Source organism: Levilactobacillus yonginensis (genome assembly GCF_964065165.1).
Classification (GTDB): domain Bacteria; phylum Bacillota; class Bacilli; order Lactobacillales; family Lactobacillaceae; genus Levilactobacillus; species Levilactobacillus yonginensis_A.
Window position 1 is genome coordinate 1,906,437 of sequence record NZ_OZ061549.1, and the last position, 21,672, is coordinate 1,928,108.

Here is a 21,672-nt window from a genome sequence, read left to right on the forward strand (position 1 = left end):
TGCTTAGGCGTGTTTGTGGCTCAAAAACCAGGCGGGGATGGCAGTGACGGCAATGAACCCGACGGACCACATGAAGGCGGTTTGGTACGCAGCATTTAGGCCTACCAGTGGGAATTCATGTTGGATGATGGTTGCCAGGACGGCAGTCCCCATGGCACCACCAATATTTTGTAGCATTCGGGTGGCCGTCGTTGCCTCCGCAACCAGATGTTGTGGTAGGCCCGTGTAGCTATCTGCCATGACCGGGATGGTTAGCCCGCCTTGGCCAATTCCCCGAATGAAGAGCACGAAGAGGAGCAGCCAAGTACTGGTTTTAGCGGTAAAGAAGACGAAGGGCAGGGTGCCAGCAATGGCAATGAGAATTGATCCCAGGACGACCCAGCGAGCACCGATACTATCTGTTAGCTTACCAATTTGACTCCGGGAGAGGAGCAGTCCTACCCCTTGGGCAATCAAATAGGTACCAGACCAGACAACACTAAGGCCGCGGCTGTTTTGCAGGTAGAGCGGCAGTAAAAACATGGCACCGTTAACGGCAATCCCAGATAGCATGAGGATGACGGCCGAGGCGTTAAACGTGGCTGACTTGAAAAGTTGCAGACTGACCAAGGCCTTGGTGGGGAGTAGCCAGGCGTAAAGGATGTAGCCAAGAAGCAACGCGGTAGCCATAATGAGTGGCGTTAGGACGTTGGCAGATAAGAATTTGTCACCACTGCTAAAGCGCGTGATCCCAATGATGGCCGTGATGAACAGGCCTGCCAACAGGCTAATACTGGGAATATCTAGGTGTTTGCCCGCTTTAGGAGCTGGAAAGGCCGGCATTTTCCAGGCCAATAAGACTAGTGAGATGAGAACTAGCGGAATATTGATTAGGAAAATCCAATGCCAGTTGAGTGCTTGAATCAGATAACCCCCAATTGTGGGTCCTAGAATGGGAATCAGCACGGCGGGCATCCCGACGACAGCCATGAGTTTGCCGAGATTTTGTCCCCCGGTGGCTTGGACGATCAGTGTGGTGATCAACGGGGTGACGAAGCCAGCTGCAGCCCCCTGAATGACACGTCCTGAGACCAACCAAGGTAGTGTGTTTGCCCAGCTGGAGACGATTGAGCCGGCTAGAAAGACAATGAGAGCGCCCAAATAGAGCTGCTTACCGTCGAACCAGTTAGTGGCCCAGCCGGCTATTGGAACGGCAATGCCTAGGGCTAACACGTAACTGGTGGTGACCCACTGAACGGCGTTGACGGAAACTGCCATCGACTTCATAATAGTAGCAAGGGCGACGTTGGTCATAGTTGTGTCCAGAAGCGGTGCAATGGCGCCGATGACTAGCAATAAAGCAATCTGAGTAATGTTTTTTTGCGATTGATGTGTGGTCATAGTATCACCTGTCTTTAGATTAGATACGGACGTATCTTATATTTGAAGATAGTACACGCATCTTGGAGAAAATACAAGGGAGAACGGCGAAATTATGACAGAAAAGAAAACACGTCGCAGAGGAGCAGCGTTAGAGAATGATATTTTGGCCGCTGCCTGGGCGCAACTCCAGGAGAAGGGGTATCAGTCCCTTACGATTGAAGGGGTCGCCGAAGCCGCTGCAACCACCAAAACGGTGTTATACCGGCGCTGGCCGGACAAGGCCCATCTAGTGATCGCCGTGCTAAGTCACGAAAAATTAGTGCCACCTTACGTGTCACCAGATACGGGCAGTCTGCGGTCAGACTTTCTGGATTTATTCGGCCAAATGGCTGGTTTCTTAGCTAAACTGAACGAAGAAACGTTTCGGGGATTGTTGGCGGATCGGTTAAAGACCGTAGATTTCTCTCAGTTGCTGACGGTTGCCAACGATGGTAGTGAAATGGAACGCTTGGTCCAGCCGATACTGGATCACGCCGCTGCTCGTGGAGAGATCAGTCGGGCCAAGTGGCCAGCACGGGTGGTCAGATTGCCGGCGATTTTGCTGATCAATGAGATCTTTAGTCATCAGACACTGACTAATGAGGCCCAACAGGCGATGGTTGATGAAATTCTGTTGCCTGTTTTTGGCGGGAAAACGGTGTAAGCTTAGCCATCGTGTCAGCCGGTCTCGCGCCTATTGGGTTGCATGTGAAAGCAGGTTAAAGAGATAACCGCGGTAGATTGAAATGTCGATTTAAATAATCAATTGAACAAAAAGTCTGCTTAGAATTCGTCATCATTCTAAGCAGACTTTTAGATTGGTATATGGTGCTTATGGTGTGGGGGCGTTGAGGCTGACCGTGAGGATCCGAACGTCATAGCTGGCGTTGGGGGCCTGAATCGTGACCGTGTCGCCTGGTTGGTGGCCCAACAATGCTTTACCTAGTGGGGAAACGCGGGTAACTTTGCCGGCTTCTAAATCAGCTTCCTGAGTGCCTACTAGCTGGTAGGTGGCTTGGTCCTTATCATCCAAAAAGGTAACGGTAACCCATTTGCCGAGTTCGACCACGTTGTTGGCGGTGGGGTCCACGACTTTAGCGTACTGCAGTTGCTTGTTGAAAAAGCGTGACTGACTTTCTAGGTGGCGGAGGTCCCGTTTTGCCGCTGAATATTCGGCGTTTTCTGAAAGGTCTCCGTGAGCGCGAGCTTCCGCTAAGATTGCGATTTTTTCTGGCCGGTCGGCTTCAAGCGCGGCGATTCTTGCCTGTAACTCCTGATAGCCGGCAGCCGTGATGGGGTTGAAGTCCCGTGAATCTGCCATCGAATCACTCCATCCATTTCAAGATTTAGGTCTAGTTTACAGCAATTTGGGTTCGAAAGGAAAAGGGGGGGCGCTTGGTGGGCACTTTTCTGGTCGGTACTGGATGCGACAAGCGAGCTAGGGTCTAATTGTGATTGGTTTCTTGCTTTTGTTAGGTCACCGGGATTAGGTTACGGGCGAGTTACTCATGCATTCTTCGGTGTTGGATGGGTATCTGATGGTGCGTTGGGTATGCGTAGGTTAACTGGGTTGTATGGCAGGATGCGCGGCGCAGGCCCACCACCGGATGGGAACAGTCAGTCTCGGATTGTGAGGAAATGAGCCAATCACGGGGCCCATTAGTGCCCCTAAACGAGGTATTGACGTGGGTTGCTGGAGTTTTGGCTGGCCATTCGCGTACCCGTCATCTTAAAAAATTTTTCCGTTTACTTGATTGTGCGAAATTTAATTGTGCTGTTTTTCCCTACGTTAACGTTAAATAATTGACGTTTTCGCTACTTAGCCGTTGATCAGTGGGGAACATGTTAAAGTAGTGACAGTTGGAAGGAGTCAGTTTTACGGCAACTGATTTCGCAGCTCAATCGGTTAAAGTGTATCTGTTTGACAGTGGCTAACCGTTGACGCTGGTAGTTCCATGAATCTAATCCAAAGGTTGAACTGGTAGTCTATCTGGTAGGCAATTAACGAAGTTAGTAAAGTAACGCGTTACCAATTGGCTGAAGAGTAAGTGGTGGTTATTGGAGAACCCGAGGGGATTAGACGTGTTGGGTTAGAGCTTGGGGGAGTGCTAATTTGACAGAATAGAAGTATATAATCCACTTAGGAAGAGGCTGCCTGGGGTAGCTTCTTTTTTTGGACGCAGAAATTTAACTGATTCCCCGTATTTCGTGATAATAACGATTGCAAACCGCTACCTTTCAGGTTACATTAATGGGTGATAGGTATTACAACGGTTTAGTTAAGAGGGTGGTATAAAGTGCTAGCGGTTTATCTTTGCGAGGATAATCCAGAACAATTGAAGCATTATACCGACGTTGTTCAGCGGTATATCATGATTAATGACTACGATATGCAGGTTCAATTGGCCACGCCAAGTCCGCAGAAACTATTAGCTAATTTGACGGCTAACCCCCCGGAGTACGCGCTGTTTTTCCTGGATATTGAATTTCCGGCGGAGGACATCACGGGATTGGAACTGGCAATTACGATTCGGCAGCGGTTAGGCTTTGCAGAAATCGTGTTTGTGACGACGCACTCTGAGATGGCGCTGCTAACGTTTGAACGGAAAGTCGAGCCCATGGATTTCATCGTGAAAGACTTAGGACGTGCGCAGATTGACCAAAAGTTACGGGAAAATATCGACTACGGGTATGAGCGTTACACAAATTATTTAGGAAATACGGAAAATTTATTTAGCTATACGATTGGTGGTCGCCAGTTCAGTATGCCTATGGGTGACGTTTACTTCGTTGCGACTTCTGATATGGCCCATAAGGTTACGGTGCACGCTGCTAACCAACTGGTTGAATTTCCTGGTTTCTTGAAGGATATTGCTGACGAGTATCCAGAGCTCTATCGAACGGATAAGAGTTTTTTGGTTAACTTAGCGAATGTTAGTGGACTAGACGTTCCCAATCGGCGTCTGATTTTTCCAAATGGTGATGAGACGGACGTAGCAACACGGCGGTTCCATGAGGTGAAGACGTTGGTTCAGAAGCATTTAAAGGCCTGAGAGGGTGACACGATGCACATCTTTGATACACACTTTTGGATAAACTTTGTGTTAGCCATGACGATGCAGTGGTTTTGGACGTTGTGGATTGGGGTCATTCGTCCACGTAACTGGAAATTGCCACTGAAATGGGTAGGGTGGGCGTTGATTCCGGCCATCATTGGCACCTCCTGGTCGTTGGCGATTCCCCCCGTTTCGGCCTTACTTTATTTAAATCATCACCGACCGAAGATGTCGCTAATATTTGTCAACGCAACGATTGTGATCTATCTGGTGGTCGTTTTGGTTAATGATGTGGTTCGCGCGGTAACGATTGAATTATTTGGTTTTGTGACCAGCCAGACGGCTCCGGTCATTGCCGGCCGGCTGGTTTTTCAAGTTTTCGTCTATACGCTCTGTTCGCTTGCGGTTTCTGGAATGCGGATTCAACCCGGAAATCTGGAAGAACTAGCGCTTAGTCGCAAGGAACAGTGGACGGTTATGGCATTATTGGGGAGTATGGCGGTTCTGGCCCAGCTGTCGACCGTCATCATCCATCGGCTGGCCATTACTCACGCGATGATGACCTTTGCCCTTAGCATCGAATTGATCATGATTCTGTTGATTAGCACCAGTTTGTTCTACTTTCTGCAGAGCTTCTTTCATCGTCAACGTGTTAAGGCGGGTTATCAGGAACTACTTTTACGTTCGCGCTATGACCGACGAATTTCCGATCAGGTCCGTGCCATCCGCCAGTTCAAACGACAGTATCAAAAGCAAATGCTGCGGTTGGGTGACTACCTCGATGCTGAAGATTATGCTGGTTTGACGACTTACTTTCAAACGTTGGATTCACGCTGGCATGCGACCAGCCATGTGACTGATCTGGAAGAGAGTGGGTTGCAACGACTGAGTGATCCACCGTTGAAGAGTCTGTTGTTTCAAAAGATTCTGGCAGCTCAAGCTAAGGGCCGTGACCTACGCTTGGAGATCCCTGATGAAGTTCGAACTTTCCCAATCGATAGTCTCCTCTTGATTCGTATCGTGGGCATTTTACTCGACAATGCCTTGGAATCGGCGCCCGTTGCGGATCAACGGGATATTTATTTTGCCATTCTGACGTATCCTGGTTCCATCGAAATTTCCGTGGCCAATCCCGTGTCACAGAAGGAACCCCCACAGATCAACCGGTTCTTGACGACTGGGTACACAACGAAGGGTTCCGGCCACGGTCAAGGACTAAAAACTGTGCAAGAGATCGTTATGCAGACTGACAATGCCTCCCTACAGATTGCGTTGAAGCGGGGGATGCTGTACTTTACGCTGATTCTAACCAAGGAAGGCGGGTGAGAACGTGATTCAGGTCAGTGCGTTGAGTTTTTCGTTATCAGAGTTTTCACTGGTCTTTTGGTTTGTTTACTGTCAATACTATTGGTTTCCCCAACTGCGGGTGAAAAAGAATTTCTCGCTGTACTGTGCGCTGATTGCCGCGGGTTACACGTTGATTGATTTTATTAATCCGTTTACCTTTCATAGCTCACTATTGGGTGCTCTTTCTGTGGTCATTATGTTGGGGGTCGAACTGGGGTTGATCGGCTATCAACGGAAATGGGTGTACTTACCCGCGTTTATTGAAGTTTCTATTTTGGCGTACTTATTAATTGAATTTGTGGATATGGTAGTTATTGTGGCCACGATTTATTTGACGAACATGCGGTTTGCTACCAGTCTGTGGGGGACGTTGTCTGAAATAGCGGTTGATAACATTATCTTTGTACTGATTATTATGGGTCTTTGGATGACCCGAGCTCCCATGGAAAATCTGATTGAGTCCATGATCGGTCGTTCGATTGAGTACATGTTTCTGACGTTTATGGCGACTTTGGCGGTCGTATACATTCTTTTTGAATACTCCTTACAGATGCTCCAGCGGTCGGACCAGTACCTGATATTTTTAGCTGGAATTGCTGGGACACTGCTAGTGGGCCTATCTTTGAGCACGTACATATTGATGCAGACCCACCTGCAAGAGGAACACACACAACTTCAGCGGCAGCAACAGGCTTTTAGGGAACAGTATACGACTGAGCTGAATCGGCAGATGAGTGTGGTTAAGAAATTTAGCCACGACTACCAGAACATGTTGCTGGGGCTGGGGGGGTACCTGGAAGATCAGGACTATGAAGGCTTCCGTCAGCTATATATCGATATTCGTTCTGGTTGGGCGACTAGTAATGCAGCGGAGTTGACCATTGACGACTTGGAAAATGTCCCCGGTACCAGTCTGCGTTTCCGACTGTATCACAATTATCTGTTAGCCAGACGTGAGGGGGTCCAACTCTTTGTGAAGGTCTCGGATCCGTTGACGGCGACTGTGGCCGCACTTAAGCAGATGGGGGCGATGATCGATGAATTGGCGCCAGAGATGTTGCCAATCATTAAGCAAGTCTCGCCGGCTATGATTACGCTGGAATTGAGTGAGACACCGCGACTGTTACGATTGCAATTAACGTTTCCTAGCCCCCCTAATGCACGGGTCGATGGGCACAAACGCATTATCTCGGATTTGGACACATTAGATTTTTCTAATGCGTTAGGAATGCTCCCGCAACAAGGAGCCAGTACTTTGCAGTTAAAATTCCACTGGGGTCAGTTGATTGTGACATTACCGAAGGGTTCTGGGCAATAGACCGGGTCTTGGAGTATTCACAAAGTCCGGATGATGAATAGTTTATCGTTCGCTGCCATCAGTTGTAAATTATTCACTGAAAACGCTTGCAATCTCATGCCCATCTGATATACTAAGACTTGTAATACCAATCAATCTTTCAGGGAAGTTGTAAAATAAAGTGATTTTATAAGTTCCCGACTTTGTGAAATAACTCTCATTCAAAAGATAAGAGTTATCTTTACAGCACGATTAGTTTTCGTTAACTAACCGTGGTTGAATTGCTCAATAACTACATATTGAGATTAATAACTGATTTCGAGTGAACAGCGTTTTCCTGACTACAAACTGTGATGATGTTGAATGCTCTAATGATGTTAGTGGGAGTCGGAGAGTGGTTACTCCGACTTTTTTTGTGTCTGAGATTAGTTTTCAAACATGACTGATGTTGTGTTCCGCCTCCGGTTGCGGTGGATTTCGCCGGCAACGGCATTAACGGTATAGTTCAATTTTGAATTGCCACTTGTAAGATGGTTGTCCGTTGCATGTATAATTTTAGGCTGCTAACAACTGAAAGCGAATTAAATATTAGTATCTAAAAAAGTCGCGTGCCGCTAGGGGATTGAAACCCAGCGGCACGCGACTTTTTTACACAATATTTAGTAAATTCAAAGTTCCCCAGACCAATAAGCTGGCTAGTAAAACCAATAGGATAAGGATTGCCCATTTCTGTGGCCAACGCATCATATCCCCCCCTAAGCCATTCAACTGACTTCAGTATACGGGATAAAAATGATTAACGGTTGTAATCGTCTCAATCGTAGAAAAATTGACGATTACGCTAATTCATGTGAAACGTGGCAAAATCAGCGGGTACGGGTGCCATCACGGTGGTTAAAGGACCATCCAGTGTCCATGGCTGGGGAAAGTCCAAACGCCAACAGTGTAGCCGTAAGCGGTCCTGACCGGGGTCTGCGTAGAGGGGGTCGCCAACCAATGGATGTCCAGCGTTGGCTAAGTGCACCCGGAGCTGATGTGTCCGACCGGTCTCTAGCCACAATTTGACTAACGTGGCACCGGGTTGGTGGTCGGCGACTTCATAGTGGGTCACGGCCGGCTGGGCATTTGTGCCATTAACCAGACGTTTGCGCTGGTCATTGGGGTCGCGACCGATGGGGTCATTAAAGATGCCTTGGCCCTGTAAGGTGCCGCGGACCCAGGCCAAGTAGGTCCGTTGGACGCGTTTTTCAGCAATGTTGCGGACCATCACGGGGACTACGGCTGGAGTCTTAGTCATCAGGAGGGCACCAGTGGTTTCCTGGTCGAGGCGACTTAGAATGTAAGGACCTGGTTCGTCGGGCCCCAAGTAGGCGGCTACGTGATTCAATGTGGTACCACGTTCTGCTGGTTGATTAGGGTGCGTCTTACTGCCCCGGGTTTTGTTGACAACCAGTAGATCGGCTGTTTCGTAGAGCACGTTGACGGTGGCGGCACTGTCGGGGAGCACGTCTGGGAATGGTTCTTTGAAGTCAGCGGGAACAAAGGTGAGTTGGACGGTTTCACCAGCGTAAACGGGTTGATTCATGGTTCGGTAGGCACCGTTGACTAGAACTCGCTGGTGAATTCGTAGGTCATGGACGAGATGACTGGGGAGCAACCAGGCCGTCAATAAGGCTCTGAGTGGCATGGGGAGTTGCGTTGCGGGGATAGTCTGGGTGTAAGTCCATTGCATGGTGACACTCCTTTCCGTGACAGGGAAATTCCTAGTCACAAGCTGGTGGTAATTGAACGTTGAAAGCATTTAGAGGTTGGCAGCATAGTGGAACTTTCCGCCTTACCGGCCGCCAGATATGGGCTGGAGCGGTGCGGACGCAACTTGAAGCCTCGAAAGACTCGAGTCTCCAAGCTTGGTTTTTAGGAAAAAACACCTACTAACTAAGCAGAACGACGCGCCTGAGCCCATATCTGGCGATCTCTCGGCTTACGCTGGATTTTGCTGTAGGCTAAAATTTCAGTTAGTCCATCGTGAGTGGTGTGAATAAATCCTTCAGCGATTATTATGTTAAACCGCAATCGGAATCCCTGGCCGCCGGAGTGCAATCAATGAATCTTTCAACCTTTAGTGGGCAACAAAAAGGGCTTGGAACAGTTGTCCCAAACCCTCACATTAGCTTTATCTAGAGTCGTTTATTCTGGCTTAACAATCAGCACATCGCAGATAGCAGAACGGCTGACGTAGTTGGTAACTGAACCAACCATCAAGCGTTCAACGGCCGTTAAACCAGTTGAGCCGATGATAATCAGTTCCGTCTTATGGTCAGCTGGGAATTCACGTGCAATGACAGGCTTGGGATTCCCAAAACGAACGTGAATGCTGACGTCAGGAACGCCGGCGTCGATAGCTTGTTGCTTCAAGGCATCGAGACGATCTTGGACGTCTTGAGAAAGCTTGTAAATGACGTCACCACTGACGGCACCACCATAGGTATCACTGAACTGGTTAACTTCCAGTACGTTTAAAATATCAAGATGAGTGTTGTTACGCTTAGCAACTTCGATCGCTTTTTCTAAGACTGGTTGGGTTGCTTTAGAACCATCAACTGGAACCAGAATGTTCTTGTATTGTTGTAACATATGCAATGCCACCCCTTCACGATGCATCTTATACTTTACCTATACTATATCATTTATTCCCCAGCGTGTAAGCACTTAATTCAACGGTGAACATTGAAAAAACGTGAAAAGGCCGCCATTTAGGGCGTTCCTTGATTTCAAAAATTCAGTTGAAATATTCATAGCTTGGATGAATAAATAAATATACCGGTTTTGGTCCGCCGGGTGCGGCAGTTTTGAAGCTAGAATGGGTGGTCCACATCGTTGACAGTCAGCTACTCAGTGGTGGTTTCAGTTCCTGGCATGACCATGAGGGCGGTTTCAGTAATCCCGTATTTTTGGGTCATCAGGGTGTTCAGGGCCTGAGTCAGCTGGTAAATGGTGGCGGCGGTCATTTGGGGGTCTACGGCAATGGTCACACTGACCATTACTAAATTACCGTCGTAGTAAGCTTTAAGAAAAACAATCCGTTGGACCTGAGGGAGCTGTGCGATCGTCTGACAATATTGTTGTTCTAATTGGGGGTCAAAGTAATCGACCAGTTTGAGGCTACAATTTCGAAATATCTGAATCCCCGTGTAGAGGATGTAGATTCCTAGAAGTAGACTGGCCAGGCCGTCGATCCAGGCCCAATGTAGCCAGCCAATGCCCAAGATGGTTAACACAGTAACGAGACTAGTGAGGGCATCCGTATAGGTATCCTGAGCGGCCGCAGTCAACGCAGTATTTTGGAGGCGCTGGGCCCAGCGATGGTTGGCGCGCCACAGGAGCAGAAGCACACCACTGGAGATGAGGGCGGCAACGCCCGCAGTATTGGGCTGCAGGTGATAACTAGGATGCAGAATCAACGTTCTGCTGGCGTTATAGATGATGTTGGCAGCGATGATGACCATGACTAGGCCAGCCGTTAACGTGTAGAGGGTTTCGAAACGAAAACGAGACTGTTGCGTACGAGGGCCGACGTGTTCCTGTTCAGTGGCGGCAATGGGTGCGCCCCAGAGGTCGTCATCTCTGGTTTTACTGGCAATGTAAAGACCGGTCATGAGTAGGCTAGTTGAAAAGATACCGGATAAGTTGTTGAAAGCATCTGCCCGGAGCACCTGCGAATGACTCCAAGTGGCGGCGAGGTCCTCCACCAGGAACAGCCCTAAGTAGGTGGCCACGTTTTCCCACAGATGTCCGTAGGCTAGTCGTAGGTCGTGAACCACAGCGTGTTGCACACGATTCCAATCATTAGCGGATTGATTCATCCTATTACCTCCAACTAGTTGTTAGGCCAAGTGAAATTTCTGCTGGATATCAAAGCGTTCTTCTGGACGGAGCAACCAAGTGGTCGTGATAATAGCAATTATTAGTTCACTGCCACTGACAGCAATTTGAATACCATAGTGGACGGGATCTGAGCTAGAGAGAGCCAGACGCTGCTAGAATCAAAAAGTCGTTGAGAAAATGGCCCGCGATTGGCCACCAGAGGCTGTCGGTCCGTAGATAAACCGCGGCGAATAGGAGACCAATCGCCAAGGCACTGGTGGCTTGGAATCCAGTTGATAGCAGTGATTGATGGGTGAGATTTAGGAGGTGACTCAGACTGAATAGCAGGCTGCTAACAAAGGTGATGGTTAGTAAATGACGAGTTCCCCAGATGCGTAAGAGGCCGCCCAGCACGATGCCGCGGAAGAAGATTTCTTCGTATGCGGCGATGCAGAGGGTCGGCGCAATTGCCCGTAACGCTGAGTGAGCAGGGAGTGGCCCCACGGTCGAAACGCCCATCAGAATTAACAGCACGTAGATAACGGGGACGGTACTTACCCAGAGTTGATGCAAAAAGGTAAAGGGTGATTTGAACTTGAGTGGGGCGTGGATAATGGTGTGGTTGATAACCAATATGACGAGCAACAAGGTTAGGTCGGTGACCGAGATGCGGTTATCAGGGGTTAGTGGCAGTTGGATCATCGGCAGCATGAGTACCAACATGAACAACCAAAAGAGACCAATCATCCCGGTTTTGCGAAGTTTCATGTAATTCCTCCCTTTGGTGACCATCATTCTAGTCGCAAAGTGTTTAAATCGTTCTATGAATGGCTATAAAACGGTGGGTAATGGTGGTCACGTGACAAACGGCAGGTGGTTATTAGGAAATAAATTTACGGGTGATGGGTGATTCTTTGGAAGGACTCGATTAGGCTAATGTGCATGCCGGTGGGGCAGGATTATTTGGTATAAGTGGCTTTATTTCAAGGGGCTGGCGGCTGTCAGAACGTTTGGCAAGGGTGTTCTTAACGGGTATAGTACGACGTAACTACGGGACGCTCTGGAGAGAACTGCCGGCAGAATTAGGCAGAGGTGGGGTGGCAATATGAAACCGATTATTCAAGGAATCTTGGTTGTGGCAATGGTGATTGGTGCTTGGATTGGGAGCAATCGTCAGGCTTCAGCGAATAGCCAGTATTCTGCGGCACGGTCACGGTCAGTGCGGTTAGTTTGGCGCCGGAGCATGCGGCGGCACGCCCTAGTGGCTACCCAAGGTGCGCGTTATTCGCGACACTTAGGCGTTCGGTATAGCAACAATGATGTGACGCGCACCGTCGTTTGGTACACGGATGCTCATGAAAAATTGTATGAGAAGGACAAACATAAAAGTGCGATTTACTACCACGTCAAAAGCGCTGATGGCACACTAAGTGGCTGGATTTGGCGGGGGTATTTAAAGCCGGTCACCAAACACTTAACCAGCACGACCGCTGGACCAGTGACGGTTGATAATCTAGATTGGACTAAGACGCGGGCTTCTAAACGGGAAGCTCAGTTGATGCAGCTGTTCCCCGGCACGACATATGATGCGAGCGTTTTTCAAGCTGCAGATACAATATTGACGATTGATGATGCTCCAGACGTGGCGGATGCAATGACGGATATGGGAACCCAAAAATTCTTAGATTTTTACAAAGTGAGCTATCGGCAATTTAAACGAATTAATTTTGTAGCTAAGAATCCGGACAGTGCCACCAGTGTTGCGCAGGGCCTGGCAGCAGCTGGATATAATCAGACTGCACGGAAGCAATTTGCCGGTTGGCACATCGGTGGGAGTCTGGTTGGCCCAGATGATGGCAATGACGATAATATTTTGGAGGGTACCGTTCCAGGAGAGGGCTACCTCATACTGGTGAAAAAGTAGCGAGGCTAGATATTGCAAAATAAATATTGAAATGTTGGGAAGTTGGCCATTTAGGGGGTAATTAACGGAGGGGGCACCGAGAAATGGGAAACCAATCAGTTGGTTGAAAAACAAGCCGGTTAATTTTCATGGTTTTTCGCGAGGTGACGGGGTTGGCAAGGCCTGAGGCTTCCGGTATAGTACGAGTTACTCACTTAAAGAGGGTCACTTCCTTCCAAACCAAAAAGCCGACGAATCAGAGACGATTCGTCGGCTTTAATGGTTTTTCACTGAGAATGGATGATTGGTTATCTCCGGTTGCCGGGGACGAGGGTCTGCTGTGGGGAACCACCTGCGGCCTTGAGAATCGGTCCTCTGGTTCGCCTTGAAGCCCCGTCTAAATCGCGTGTTTCCAAGCTCGTCCCATGATGTAGGCCCGGGACAGAACACCTGAATCAACACCATCACCACGGCTGAGCCTCGTCCCGGCAACCGCCGCCAATAGCTATTTTCAATGAAGTTGGTCTAGTGGTAGTGGTGACTTGAGATATTTATCTCAGATAAGCAGAATTTCTGATTGCTATTGACGTTCAGTTATTCCAAACTATTGGACGTTAATGACAAGTTGCTCCAGAATTCAGAGTTGCCGTTGCTAATGTCGTAGCCCTTGACCCGGTGGTTAACGGGAGCCCAAGTGTAGTTGAATGCCTTCGGAACGACGTAAGCCTCTTCGTTCATGTATTCTTGCCATTCCTTGAAGATCTTAGTCCGGTAAGTGTCGTTCCAAGACTTCGAGTTGTTCATTTCACTGATCAACTTGTCGTTCTTGGCTTCAACAAAGTGGCTGAAGTTAAAGGTTGCGGACTGTCCGTACAACGTGGTTGGCGTTGGTTCGGAGGACAAGCTGAAGTTCGCGTCAAAGATATCCATCTTGTCTTGCTTTGGTTGTTGCAAGATGTTGTAGAAACTGTTCATTTCCATCGTCTTGCCAGTGGCCAGCTTAACGTTCAAACCAACCTTGTGCCATTGCTGCAGGTAGTCTTGATATTCAGCAGCTTGGACGGACGTTTCAGTCATGGCACCAAAGTAGATGGTCAGTGGCTTACCGTTTGGTTGGACCCGCCACTTGCCCTTCTTCTTGTAACCGGCTTCGTCCAGTAACTTGTTAGCCTTACTCAAGTTGTAGGGGTAACCCTTAGCTGAAGAATCCCAGTACTTTGCGAAGATTGGTGGAATCAGAGAGTTGGCCCGCCAAGTAATGCCATTACCGAACTTCTTGTTGACGGCATCGAGGTTCAGGGCGTACATCATGGCTTGCCGGAGGTTCTTGTTGGCCATTTTGCTCTTGGGGTTCATGACGTTTTTGCCGGCCTTGGTATCAAATTGTCCCACGTTGAAACCGAAGTAGCCGTAACCCAGCTCTGGTTGACCAACTGGCGTGTAATTCTTCAGGTTCTTCAGTTCTTTGTAGTCGGTCCCACGCATGATGCCAGCAGGTGAGGTAAAGTCGTATTTACCAGACTGAATAGCCTTGTCGATGTTATTCGGAGAGACTACAGTGATGGTGATGTGTTGAATTTGAGGTGTCTTGCCATAGTAGTATTTGTTAGGGGACCAGGATGTTGATTCACCTTCAACGACCTTGTCTAGCTTGTAAGGACCCGTGAAGAGGGGATTCTTCCGAATCTGAGCGGAAGCAGCTAGTTTAGCAATTGGCACATTCTTGATGTACTCGTAAGGTTCCACGGCGCCCCAGATGAAGGTGTTGCCAATGTATTTCATACTTGGTGACATCTTATCAAAATGAATGACGGCTACCTTACCGGTTGGGCCATCTGGGAAGGTGATCCCAGGAATGGTCTTAGCGGTGCCGGCGTGGTATGCGGCCATGCCCTTAATGGCGTTGAAGTCGGATGAGTACTGCTGTGAAGTCGTGTTCTTATTACCGATAACTTCGTAGGCATATTCGATGTCCTTAGCGGTGACGGGCATGCCGTTGGACCATTTGCCATCTTTACGAATGGTGATGGTGGCGGTCTTATCCTTTAGATTCAGCCGTTGATTGGCCAGCCCACCGTCAACAATCTTAAAGTCTTTATCGTAGTTGAAAAGGCCATCGATATTACCAGGTTGGTTACCGCCAGGAGCGAAGACGTCGGTATCCTCAGCGTTGGTAATCAGGGATGGATCTGTCAAACCTTGGAATGGAGCACTGTTGGGTTCGGCAATCTTTAAAGTGCTGTTCTTCGTGGCCGATTGATCTGTAGCCTTAGGATTGTGATAGATTTCAGCCAGGTTGATAGATGAACCGACTTCACCCGAACTGTTGGAACTCGAACTCTTTTTGGAACAGGCGGCCAATCCAATTACGGCTAGCAACGCCATGGTAGACAGGACGATTTTATTTTTCTTCATGTCAAAGTTTCCCCCTCGAAGTAAACGCCTCACATTGGTGACACAGGTTAAGTGAAGTAGGCACCATCTCCTCAAATGTTGATAAATTAATCTGTGGTTCCTTGTCGTTGAGAAGCGTCGGCAGCCCGACGAAGGACTTGACCGATGTAGCTGATGGCTAAGCACAGGATGATGATTTCAAGCGCAGCGGGTAACCAGGTCCACCAGTACTGCGTAATGTTATTGGGATCGTTGGCATTCGCAATCATGGTCCCTAGTGAGGGCGTTTGGCTAGGGAGACCAAATCCCAAGTAGGATAGCCCCGTTTCAACCCCAATGTTTTCAGCGAATGATAGCGTCGTGTCCACAATAATCAGTGACGAAATATTGGGCATAATGTCGCGAAAAATGATTTTCCAACGGTTAGTGCCGGAGGTCAGCGATGCAGCAGCGTAGTCTTTACCAGACTCTGCTAAAGTTCGCGAGCGAATTAGGCGTGACGTACCTTCCCAATAGAAAATGGAGAAAATCAGGGTTAGAGTAATGGCGTTGTAGTGTGGGATGATGGTGACCAAGACGATGATCATCATCGTCATTGGTAACATCATCATGAAGTCGTAGACCCGTTGCATACCCCAGTCGACGTACCCACTGAAGTATCCGGAGATCAGGCCCCAACAGATGCCAAACGTCGATGAAATGATGGTCAACCCTAACGCGATACCAATTGAATTTCGTGAGCCAACAATTAGTTGCAGAAGGATAGAGCGGCCACCAGCATCCGCTCCTAAAGGAAAGCCAGCGGTTAGCGGCCGGTTAAAGTAGTTCATGATGTTAGTTTCCATCATTTTGGGTGTATTGATGAATAGGGCACCTACCATGACGAAGAGAATAAAGCCAACGACGACAAAGAGTGAAACTAACGCGGGCCGGTCCGCCTTGAATTCATTCCAGATAATGCGGGCGGTGGAGGGCGTTGCTTCGGCCTGTGCTTCACGGGTCAACCGATCCAGATCGGCGGCCGAGATGCTTGAATGTTGCGCAAAATTTTCAGCCATAAAACTGCCCCCCCTTAGTCGATACGAATCCGTGGATCAACTAGACTGAGAATGATATCTGATAGCAGGGTTCCCAATAAGTTCAGAATGCCGTAGATGAGGACTAGCGCTGTAATCACGGTGTAGTCCCGATAGATGATGGAATTTACGAAGAGCAACCCCATGCCTGGGTAAGAAAAGACCGTTTCCGTAAAGATGGAGCCATTGAGTAATCCGGTGATGGAATATCCAGCAAATGCAGCAATGGGCAGCAAGGAGTTGCGAAAAATATGGTGCCGGTAGATATCCTTGCTGGGGACGCCTTTCGACTGAGCCGTTCGCACGTAGTCGGAGTGTTTGGCATCAATGACCTCGGAACGGAGATATTGCACGATATTGACGGTGCCAAATAATGCGCCGAGGAGGCCGGGCAATAGAATGTGGGTTAGGTGCGACCCAATAGTTTGTGCCCAGCCATTGGCGTTTGGTGAAATGGACCCAGTGGTTGGGAACCAACCCAGAATGTATCCGAAAACCCAGATACCAATGACTAAGATAACGAAGAAGGGGATGCAGTAGGTCACGTAGGTGTAAACCCGAATGACTGTATCAGGAAGCTGCCCTTCATGCCGCCCAGCGAAGACCCCCATTGGTAATGCTATGGCGTAGGTCAAAATCATCGTGAATAGAGCTAACCAGAGGGTGTTGCCTGCTCGTCCGGCAATTAAACGGGAGACGGGTTCTTGGTACTGGTAACTGTTACCTAAGTTACCGTGAAATAAGTGGACGACCCAGTGCCAATATTGCTGGTACCAGGGATCGTACAAACCGTTGAGCTTCATCAAGTGATGAATTTGTTCGGGGTCCGCTTTGGGATTGATGGACCCCGTAAAAGGGTCACCAGGCATTGCCTTAGCGAGTAAGAAAACCAGGATGCTGAGGATAATGACTTCAGGAATCATAATTAAGAGGCGACGAAGAATTGTTTTCCACATTAGTCCTGCGCCTCACTTTCTTGAGTCAGTAGTTGTTGTGCGCGTTCCGGAGGCAGGGCAACCGAATGGGTCGGACTGACCTGAATGAGTGGGTAAGCTTCCCCCGAGTCATCGTAGTAATCGTGCTGTTGGGATTGGTAGATTCGTTCGACCTTCTGTCGCATTGCCCGGTGGGCGGCGCGTTCACTGACGTTGACGTCCGGAATGGCTGCTAGTAGGCGCTTGGTGTAGATGTGCAGGGGGTGATTATAAATATCATCGCGGGTGCCTACTTCAACTAGTCGACCGCGGTTCATGATAGCAATGTTGGTACACATGTGGCGGACAACCCCGAGATCGTGTGAGATGAACAGGTAAGAGATGCCAAAGTCCCGTTGAATCTTTTTCATGAAGTTCAACACCTGTGCCTGGACGGAAAGATCCAAGGCGGAAACGGGTTCATCGGCGATGATCAATTTAGGGTTAGTCGCTACGGCGCGAGCCACCCCAATTCGTTGGCGTTGCCCCCCGGAGAATTGATGTGGATATTTGTACAGTGCGTCAGGATCTAATCCAACAATGTCTAGGAGTTGCAAAACCCGCAGCTTTTCCTGATCCTTAGTGAGATGTTCAAAGTTACGTAAGGGTTCTGCAATGATGTCCTCAATACGTTTGCGCGGGTTCAGACTGGATAGTGAATCTTGAAAAATCATCTGAACGTCGCGATTGTAGTCCAAGAGGCGGCGATTACGGCGTTGCGTAATGTCCTTACCCCGATACAGGATGGATCCGCTGGTGACTTTTTCGAGACCAACCACCGACTTCCCGGTGGTCGATTTTCCTGAACCAGATTCACCGACGAGACCGTAAGTTTCGCCGGCTTCAATGTTGAAAGTAATACCATCCACGGCTTTGACGGAGTCTGTCACTCGGTTCCAAAAACCCGATCGGATGGGATAGTGGACTTTTAAGTCTTTGATTTCAATTAAGCTCATACCGTGACGCCTCCCTCGTCAGGAAACTGAAAGGTTTGATAACATGTGCAACGTACCCAATGACCAGGAACCACCTCATGCATTTGCGGATTGGCCTCGTGAGCACTGGCAGGAACCCAAGGAATCCGGGGTGCAAAGCGATCTCCCGTGGTGGGCATCTTTTGTAGGGATGGGACGTTACCTTTGATGACGTAGAGGTCATCTTGCTGATTGTCGAGCTGTGGCATGGAGCGAAGGAGTGACCGTGTATACGGGTGTTCAGGCGTATCAAAGATTTGCTCGGCCGACCCCTTTTCGACAATTTGGCCGGCATACATCACGGCCACCTGGTCAGCCGTTTCGGCGACGACGCCTAGGTCGTGGGTGATGAGGATAATACCGGCGTGATTTTCACGTTGAATGTCGTGTAAAACGTCTAGAATTTGAGCCTGAATCGTGACGTCCAGTGCAGTTGTGGGTTCATCGGCAATGATCAAATCGGGTTTGCAGGCAATCGCAATGGCAATGATGACGCGTTGACGCATCCCACCTGATAACTCATGGGGGTATTGGCGGGCTGTTCGTTGCGGATTAACAATTCCAACTTGGTCTAGCAGTTCTAGGACGCGGTCGTGCTTGGCTGCCTTGGAAAGGTTTGTGTGGTAGGTCATGACTTCGCTGATTTGGTCTTCGATTCGCTTCAATGGGTTCAGTGCGGAGAGAGGATCTTGAAAGATCATCCCAATTTTAGCGCCCCGAAATTGGTTGTAGCCAGCCTCATCAAGCTGGAGAAGGTCAGTGTTTTCAAAGTCAATTTCGCCGGTGATGTGCGTCTCGCTCGGATCATGGAGACCCATGATGGTCGTGGCCAGGGTACTCTTGCCACAGCCCGATTCTCCCACGATAGCTAAGATCTCATCGTGGTGGACTTCAAGATTAATGTGTGAGATGGCGTCGTAGTACTGACCATTGATTTTAAACGCCGTGCTGACATCTTTGATTCTTAGAAAATTGTTGGCAGTCTCCACGAAAATCCCTCCCCAGAATTGGTGGTCGGTCATCCTTAATTGATCGGCTACTAAAATGTATAAAATTGCGACAACCCACACCTGCTGCTTGGGCGATTGAAAGCTCGTAATAACTGGTCGTTGGGTAAAACCAAAAGTAAGAAAATTTGGACCAGAATCCTTGATAAGCTTCAATGGCGCAATCATCGCAGATAACGCCGTTGATGGTAAAATTTTCGGCTTAAAAGTGGTTGGTTGGATAACGGGATTGTCAAACTAATAGTTGAGGGCCGACATTTATACAAGCAATTGAAATAATATACATAACTTGCAACTGATGAAATCAGGTAAGGAAATGTCGTTACGGCTACTAACGAATCAACTGAATGTGTTATGATAACAGTAATAAGAACAGATTTTTCGAAAGCGATGGCTGAACGATGAGACTAGACTTTTCCGTTGCCGTTCATAGCTTGTTATATCTGGATGAGAACCGTCCCCGGAAGATAGCGAGTCGTGAGTTGGCAACCTCCTTACAATTGAATGCGGTCATGATTCGTAACATCCTCTCGGTTCTGCATAAGCAGGGCTACATTGAGGGCTCCGTTGGTAAAAATGGGGGTTACCAATTAATCCGTGATCTTGCCGATATCAACGTGGGTGAGCTATATGATTTGACGATTCCGCCAACCATTAGCTACGCCCGTTTTATTACGGGTGATTCCAAGGGTACCAAAACGAGTGATCAGACGGATATTTCTGCCAACATTTCTCAAACGTTGACGGATCTTTTTACACTGGCCGATGAGGATTACCGTAAGTTTTACCACCAGTTCACGATGACTGACCTGAAGAAGGACCTGCACGCACATGGTTTTTTCCGACAGTTAATTAAGCAACCAGAGAAGCCAACTGACTGAGCTAAACACTGCCTTTTTGTTAGTGAAGCGTTTATAATTGAAACTGTAGATAAGGGATGGCGGTTACGGCCACCATTAATGATGTTGGAAGCTGCCCAGGGTGAACTTGGACGGCTTTTTAGTTTGCCCCCATATGCTGGTGAGTAGCCAGTTAAACGGCAGGTGACGCTTAAACCAGATTTATGGATCATTTTTCCAATATTTATTCTGCTAAAATGGGCTTACTCACTATGGGCAGTCTCCCTACCTTTTTCATGACAAATCAATGATTAACCCCTAAATTGTAATCGTTTGCAAAGCGTGCTATGATTTAAAGTAACCGGGATTACGACAGGTTAAGTCCACCCCCGGGTTGGTTAATTTGAAAGGGGTTTTGGGTTTATGTATTGGTATGCCATGGAATCACATGATATTCGTCACAACTTAGCGACTGAACAGTATTTGATGAACAACAAAAAGTTTGATGAACCACTGGTCTTGTTCTACTACGAAGGTCCTTGCATCATCGTTGGTCGTAACCAAAACACATTGGAAGAGATTGACCAAAAGTATGTGGAAGAGAACAACATCACGGTTACCCGTCGGTTATCGGGTGGCGGTGCTGTATATCAAGATCTCGGCAACCTTTGCTTTAGCTTCGTGGTTGATAGCGACAGCGAGGAGTTTGGCGATTTCAAATCTTTTGTTCAACCGATTGTGGACGCTTTACACGCAATGGGGGCAACAACTGCTGAAGTTTCTGGCCGGAACGACATTTTGGTCGATGGTAAAAAGTTCTCAGGTAACGCTATGTACTCACACAGCGGCAAGACTTTCTCCCATGGGACGTTAATGCTGGATGTAGACCAAGATGTGATTGCTCACGCCTTGAACGTGCCAGAAGACAAGATGAAGTCTAAGGGAATCAAGTCTGTTCGCTCGCGGGTGACGAACCTGAAGCCTTACTTAGCTCCTGAGTATCAAAACTTAACGGTTCCAGAATTCCGGGATACGTTACTGAAGGAATTGTTCCACGTGGACAATCTGGATGCCATCGCTGCTAAGAAGGTTGAAATCAAGGACGACGAAAAGGCCGCCATTGATAAGATTTACAACGACTATTACAGCAACTGGGACTGGGTTTACGGAAACTCTCCTGAATTTACGGTCAAGAAGCGGAAGCACTTTACGGCCGGTACGATTGACGCCCGCTTATTAGTTGATGGTGGAAAGATCAAGAACATCAAGTTCTATGGTGACTTCTTTGGCCCATCCGATGTTACGGAATTGGCTGACAAGCTCGAAGGTGTTCGGTATGATCGTGAACACGTTGGCGAAGTACTGAACAGTGTTAACAGCCAACTGTATTTCAACGGCATTGATACGCAGGATGTTGTTGACCTGCTCGTGGACTAGGAATCTAGTAGTTTTCGTGGATTAGCTGATTTTCCGCGGGGAATACGTTAGAATAGAAGAGGAAATTGACTAAAACGTGGTCGGTTTGACCGCGTTTTTTATT

General features: G+C 48.3%; 18 protein-coding genes. 7 read left to right on the plus strand and 11 right to left on the minus strand.

Going from position 1 to position 21,672, the window contains the following annotated elements; genetic code table 11:
- Positions 1–3 precede the first annotated feature (3 nt).
- A complete protein-coding gene (locus AB3Y94_RS08985; protein ID WP_367295921.1) occupies positions 4–1,380 on the minus strand; it encodes a DHA2 family efflux MFS transporter permease subunit in 1,377 nt (458 codons plus the stop codon).
- A gap of 94 nt (positions 1,381–1,474) precedes the next feature.
- Here AB3Y94_RS08985 and AB3Y94_RS08990 point away from each other — a divergent pair, with 94 nt between their 5' ends.
- Positions 1,475–2,065, plus strand: coding sequence for a TetR/AcrR family transcriptional regulator (locus AB3Y94_RS08990; RefSeq protein WP_367295922.1), 591 nt, complete (start codon positions 1,475–1,477; stop codon positions 2,063–2,065).
- Between the two features lie 168 nt (positions 2,066–2,233).
- Here AB3Y94_RS08990 and greA read toward each other — a convergent pair whose 3' ends face one another.
- Positions 2,234–2,722 carry a transcription elongation factor GreA gene (gene greA / locus AB3Y94_RS08995; protein WP_367295923.1) on the minus strand — a complete coding sequence of 163 codons (489 nt, stop codon included), beginning with the start codon at positions 2,720–2,722 and terminating at the stop codon, positions 2,234–2,236.
- Between the two features lie 976 nt (positions 2,723–3,698).
- Between greA and AB3Y94_RS09000 the strand changes: the two genes are divergently transcribed.
- From AB3Y94_RS09000 to AB3Y94_RS09010, 3 genes are all read left to right on the plus strand, one after another.
- Positions 3,699–4,454 carry a response regulator transcription factor gene (locus tag AB3Y94_RS09000; protein WP_367295924.1) on the plus strand — a complete coding sequence of 252 codons (756 nt, stop codon included), beginning with the start codon at positions 3,699–3,701 and terminating at the stop codon, positions 4,452–4,454.
- Positions 4,455–4,466: 12 nt separating this feature from the next.
- Positions 4,467–5,783: a GHKL domain-containing protein gene (locus tag AB3Y94_RS09005; protein ID WP_367295925.1), complete on the plus strand. Its 1,317-nt coding sequence runs from the start codon at positions 4,467–4,469 to the stop codon at positions 5,781–5,783.
- A 100-nt stretch (positions 5,784–5,883) separates the two neighbouring features.
- The gene (locus AB3Y94_RS09010; protein ID WP_367295926.1) at positions 5,884–7,122 is read left to right on the plus strand and encodes a signal transduction protein; all 1,239 of its coding nucleotides are present in this window, start codon (positions 5,884–5,886) and stop codon (positions 7,120–7,122) included.
- Between the two features lie 820 nt (positions 7,123–7,942).
- On the opposite strand, the gene AB3Y94_RS09015 is transcribed toward AB3Y94_RS09010, so the two are convergent.
- The 4 genes from AB3Y94_RS09015 to AB3Y94_RS09030 form a co-directional block, all read right to left on the minus strand.
- The gene (locus AB3Y94_RS09015) at positions 7,943–8,833 is read right to left on the minus strand and encodes an RluA family pseudouridine synthase (protein ID WP_367295927.1); all 891 of its coding nucleotides are present in this window, start codon (positions 8,831–8,833) and stop codon (positions 7,943–7,945) included.
- A 455-nt stretch (positions 8,834–9,288) separates the two neighbouring features.
- Positions 9,289–9,735, minus strand: a complete 447-nt coding sequence (locus AB3Y94_RS09020; protein ID WP_367295928.1) for a universal stress protein — start codon at positions 9,733–9,735, stop codon at positions 9,289–9,291.
- A gap of 254 nt (positions 9,736–9,989) precedes the next feature.
- Positions 9,990–10,964 carry a cation diffusion facilitator family transporter gene (locus AB3Y94_RS09025; RefSeq protein WP_367295929.1) on the minus strand — a complete coding sequence of 325 codons (975 nt, stop codon included), beginning with the start codon at positions 10,962–10,964 and terminating at the stop codon, positions 9,990–9,992.
- A gap of 154 nt (positions 10,965–11,118) precedes the next feature.
- The gene (locus tag AB3Y94_RS09030) at positions 11,119–11,733 is read right to left on the minus strand and encodes a type II CAAX prenyl endopeptidase Rce1 family protein (protein ID WP_367295930.1); all 615 of its coding nucleotides are present in this window, start codon (positions 11,731–11,733) and stop codon (positions 11,119–11,121) included.
- A gap of 337 nt (positions 11,734–12,070) precedes the next feature.
- Between AB3Y94_RS09030 and AB3Y94_RS09035 the strand changes: the two genes are divergently transcribed.
- Positions 12,071–12,889 carry a hypothetical protein gene (locus AB3Y94_RS09035; RefSeq protein ID WP_367295931.1) on the plus strand — a complete coding sequence of 273 codons (819 nt, stop codon included), beginning with the start codon at positions 12,071–12,073 and terminating at the stop codon, positions 12,887–12,889.
- A gap of 573 nt (positions 12,890–13,462) precedes the next feature.
- Here AB3Y94_RS09035 and AB3Y94_RS09040 read toward each other — a convergent pair.
- The 5 genes from AB3Y94_RS09040 to AB3Y94_RS09060 form a co-directional block, all read right to left on the minus strand.
- Positions 13,463–15,283, minus strand: a complete 1,821-nt coding sequence (locus AB3Y94_RS09040; protein ID WP_367295932.1) for an oligopeptide ABC transporter substrate-binding protein — start codon at positions 15,281–15,283, stop codon at positions 13,463–13,465.
- Between the two features lie 86 nt (positions 15,284–15,369).
- The gene (locus tag AB3Y94_RS09045; RefSeq protein WP_367295933.1) at positions 15,370–16,320 is read right to left on the minus strand and encodes an ABC transporter permease; all 951 of its coding nucleotides are present in this window, start codon (positions 16,318–16,320) and stop codon (positions 15,370–15,372) included.
- Between the two features lie 14 nt (positions 16,321–16,334).
- Positions 16,335–17,294, minus strand: a complete 960-nt coding sequence (locus AB3Y94_RS09050) for an ABC transporter permease (RefSeq protein WP_367295934.1) — start codon at positions 17,292–17,294, stop codon at positions 16,335–16,337.
- Entirely contained in the window at positions 17,294–18,268 is a 975-nt protein-coding gene (locus AB3Y94_RS09055) for an ATP-binding cassette domain-containing protein (RefSeq protein WP_367295935.1), read from the minus strand. Before AB3Y94_RS09055 ends, AB3Y94_RS09050 begins: the two co-directional genes overlap by 1 nt.
- Positions 18,265–19,308 (minus strand): ABC transporter ATP-binding protein, encoded by a 1,044-nt coding sequence (locus tag AB3Y94_RS09060; protein WP_367295936.1) that lies wholly within the window; start codon positions 19,306–19,308, stop codon positions 18,265–18,267. The genes AB3Y94_RS09055 and AB3Y94_RS09060 overlap by 4 nt, the downstream gene beginning before the upstream one ends.
- A 386-nt stretch (positions 19,309–19,694) precedes the next feature.
- Between AB3Y94_RS09060 and AB3Y94_RS09065 the strand changes: the two genes are divergently transcribed.
- Positions 19,695–20,174, plus strand: coding sequence for an Rrf2 family transcriptional regulator (locus tag AB3Y94_RS09065; protein ID WP_367295937.1), 480 nt, complete (start codon positions 19,695–19,697; stop codon positions 20,172–20,174).
- A 381-nt stretch (positions 20,175–20,555) separates the two neighbouring features.
- The gene (locus AB3Y94_RS09070; protein WP_367295938.1) at positions 20,556–21,569 is read left to right on the plus strand and encodes a lipoate--protein ligase; all 1,014 of its coding nucleotides are present in this window, start codon (positions 20,556–20,558) and stop codon (positions 21,567–21,569) included.
- Positions 21,570–21,672 lie beyond the last annotated feature (103 nt).

Coding starts and splice junctions, on each gene's coding strand:
- AB3Y94_RS08985 (WP_367295921.1), bottom strand. CDS start 1,380: ATGACCACACATCAATCGCAAAAAAACATTACTCAGATTGCTTTATTG.
- AB3Y94_RS08990 (WP_367295922.1), top strand. CDS start 1,475: ATGACAGAAAAGAAAACACGTCGCAGAGGAGCAGCGTTAGAGAATGAT.
- greA (WP_367295923.1), bottom strand. CDS start 2,722: ATGGCAGATTCACGGGACTTCAACCCCATCACGGCTGCCGGCTATCAG.
- AB3Y94_RS09005 (WP_367295925.1), top strand. CDS start 4,467: ATGCACATCTTTGATACACACTTTTGGATAAACTTTGTGTTAGCCATG.
- AB3Y94_RS09015 (WP_367295927.1), bottom strand. CDS start 8,833: ATGCAATGGACTTACACCCAGACTATCCCCGCAACGCAACTCCCCATG.
- AB3Y94_RS09020 (WP_367295928.1), bottom strand. CDS start 9,735: ATGTTACAACAATACAAGAACATTCTGGTTCCAGTTGATGGTTCTAAA.
- AB3Y94_RS09025 (WP_367295929.1), bottom strand. CDS start 10,964: ATGAATCAATCCGCTAATGATTGGAATCGTGTGCAACACGCTGTGGTT.
- AB3Y94_RS09030 (WP_367295930.1), bottom strand. CDS start 11,733: ATGAAACTTCGCAAAACCGGGATGATTGGTCTCTTTTGGTTGTTCATG.
- AB3Y94_RS09035 (WP_367295931.1), top strand. CDS start 12,071: ATGAAACCGATTATTCAAGGAATCTTGGTTGTGGCAATGGTGATTGGT.
- AB3Y94_RS09040 (WP_367295932.1), bottom strand. CDS start 15,283: ATGAAGAAAAATAAAATCGTCCTGTCTACCATGGCGTTGCTAGCCGTA.
- AB3Y94_RS09045 (WP_367295933.1), bottom strand. CDS start 16,320: ATGGCTGAAAATTTTGCGCAACATTCAAGCATCTCGGCCGCCGATCTG.
- AB3Y94_RS09050 (WP_367295934.1), bottom strand. CDS start 17,294: ATGTGGAAAACAATTCTTCGTCGCCTCTTAATTATGATTCCTGAAGTC.
- AB3Y94_RS09055 (WP_367295935.1), bottom strand. CDS start 18,268: ATGAGCTTAATTGAAATCAAAGACTTAAAAGTCCACTATCCCATCCGA.
- AB3Y94_RS09060 (WP_367295936.1), bottom strand. CDS start 19,308: ATGACCGACCACCAATTCTGGGGAGGGATTTTCGTGGAGACTGCCAAC.
- AB3Y94_RS09065 (WP_367295937.1), top strand. CDS start 19,695: ATGAGACTAGACTTTTCCGTTGCCGTTCATAGCTTGTTATATCTGGAT.
- AB3Y94_RS09070 (WP_367295938.1), top strand. CDS start 20,556: ATGTATTGGTATGCCATGGAATCACATGATATTCGTCACAACTTAGCG.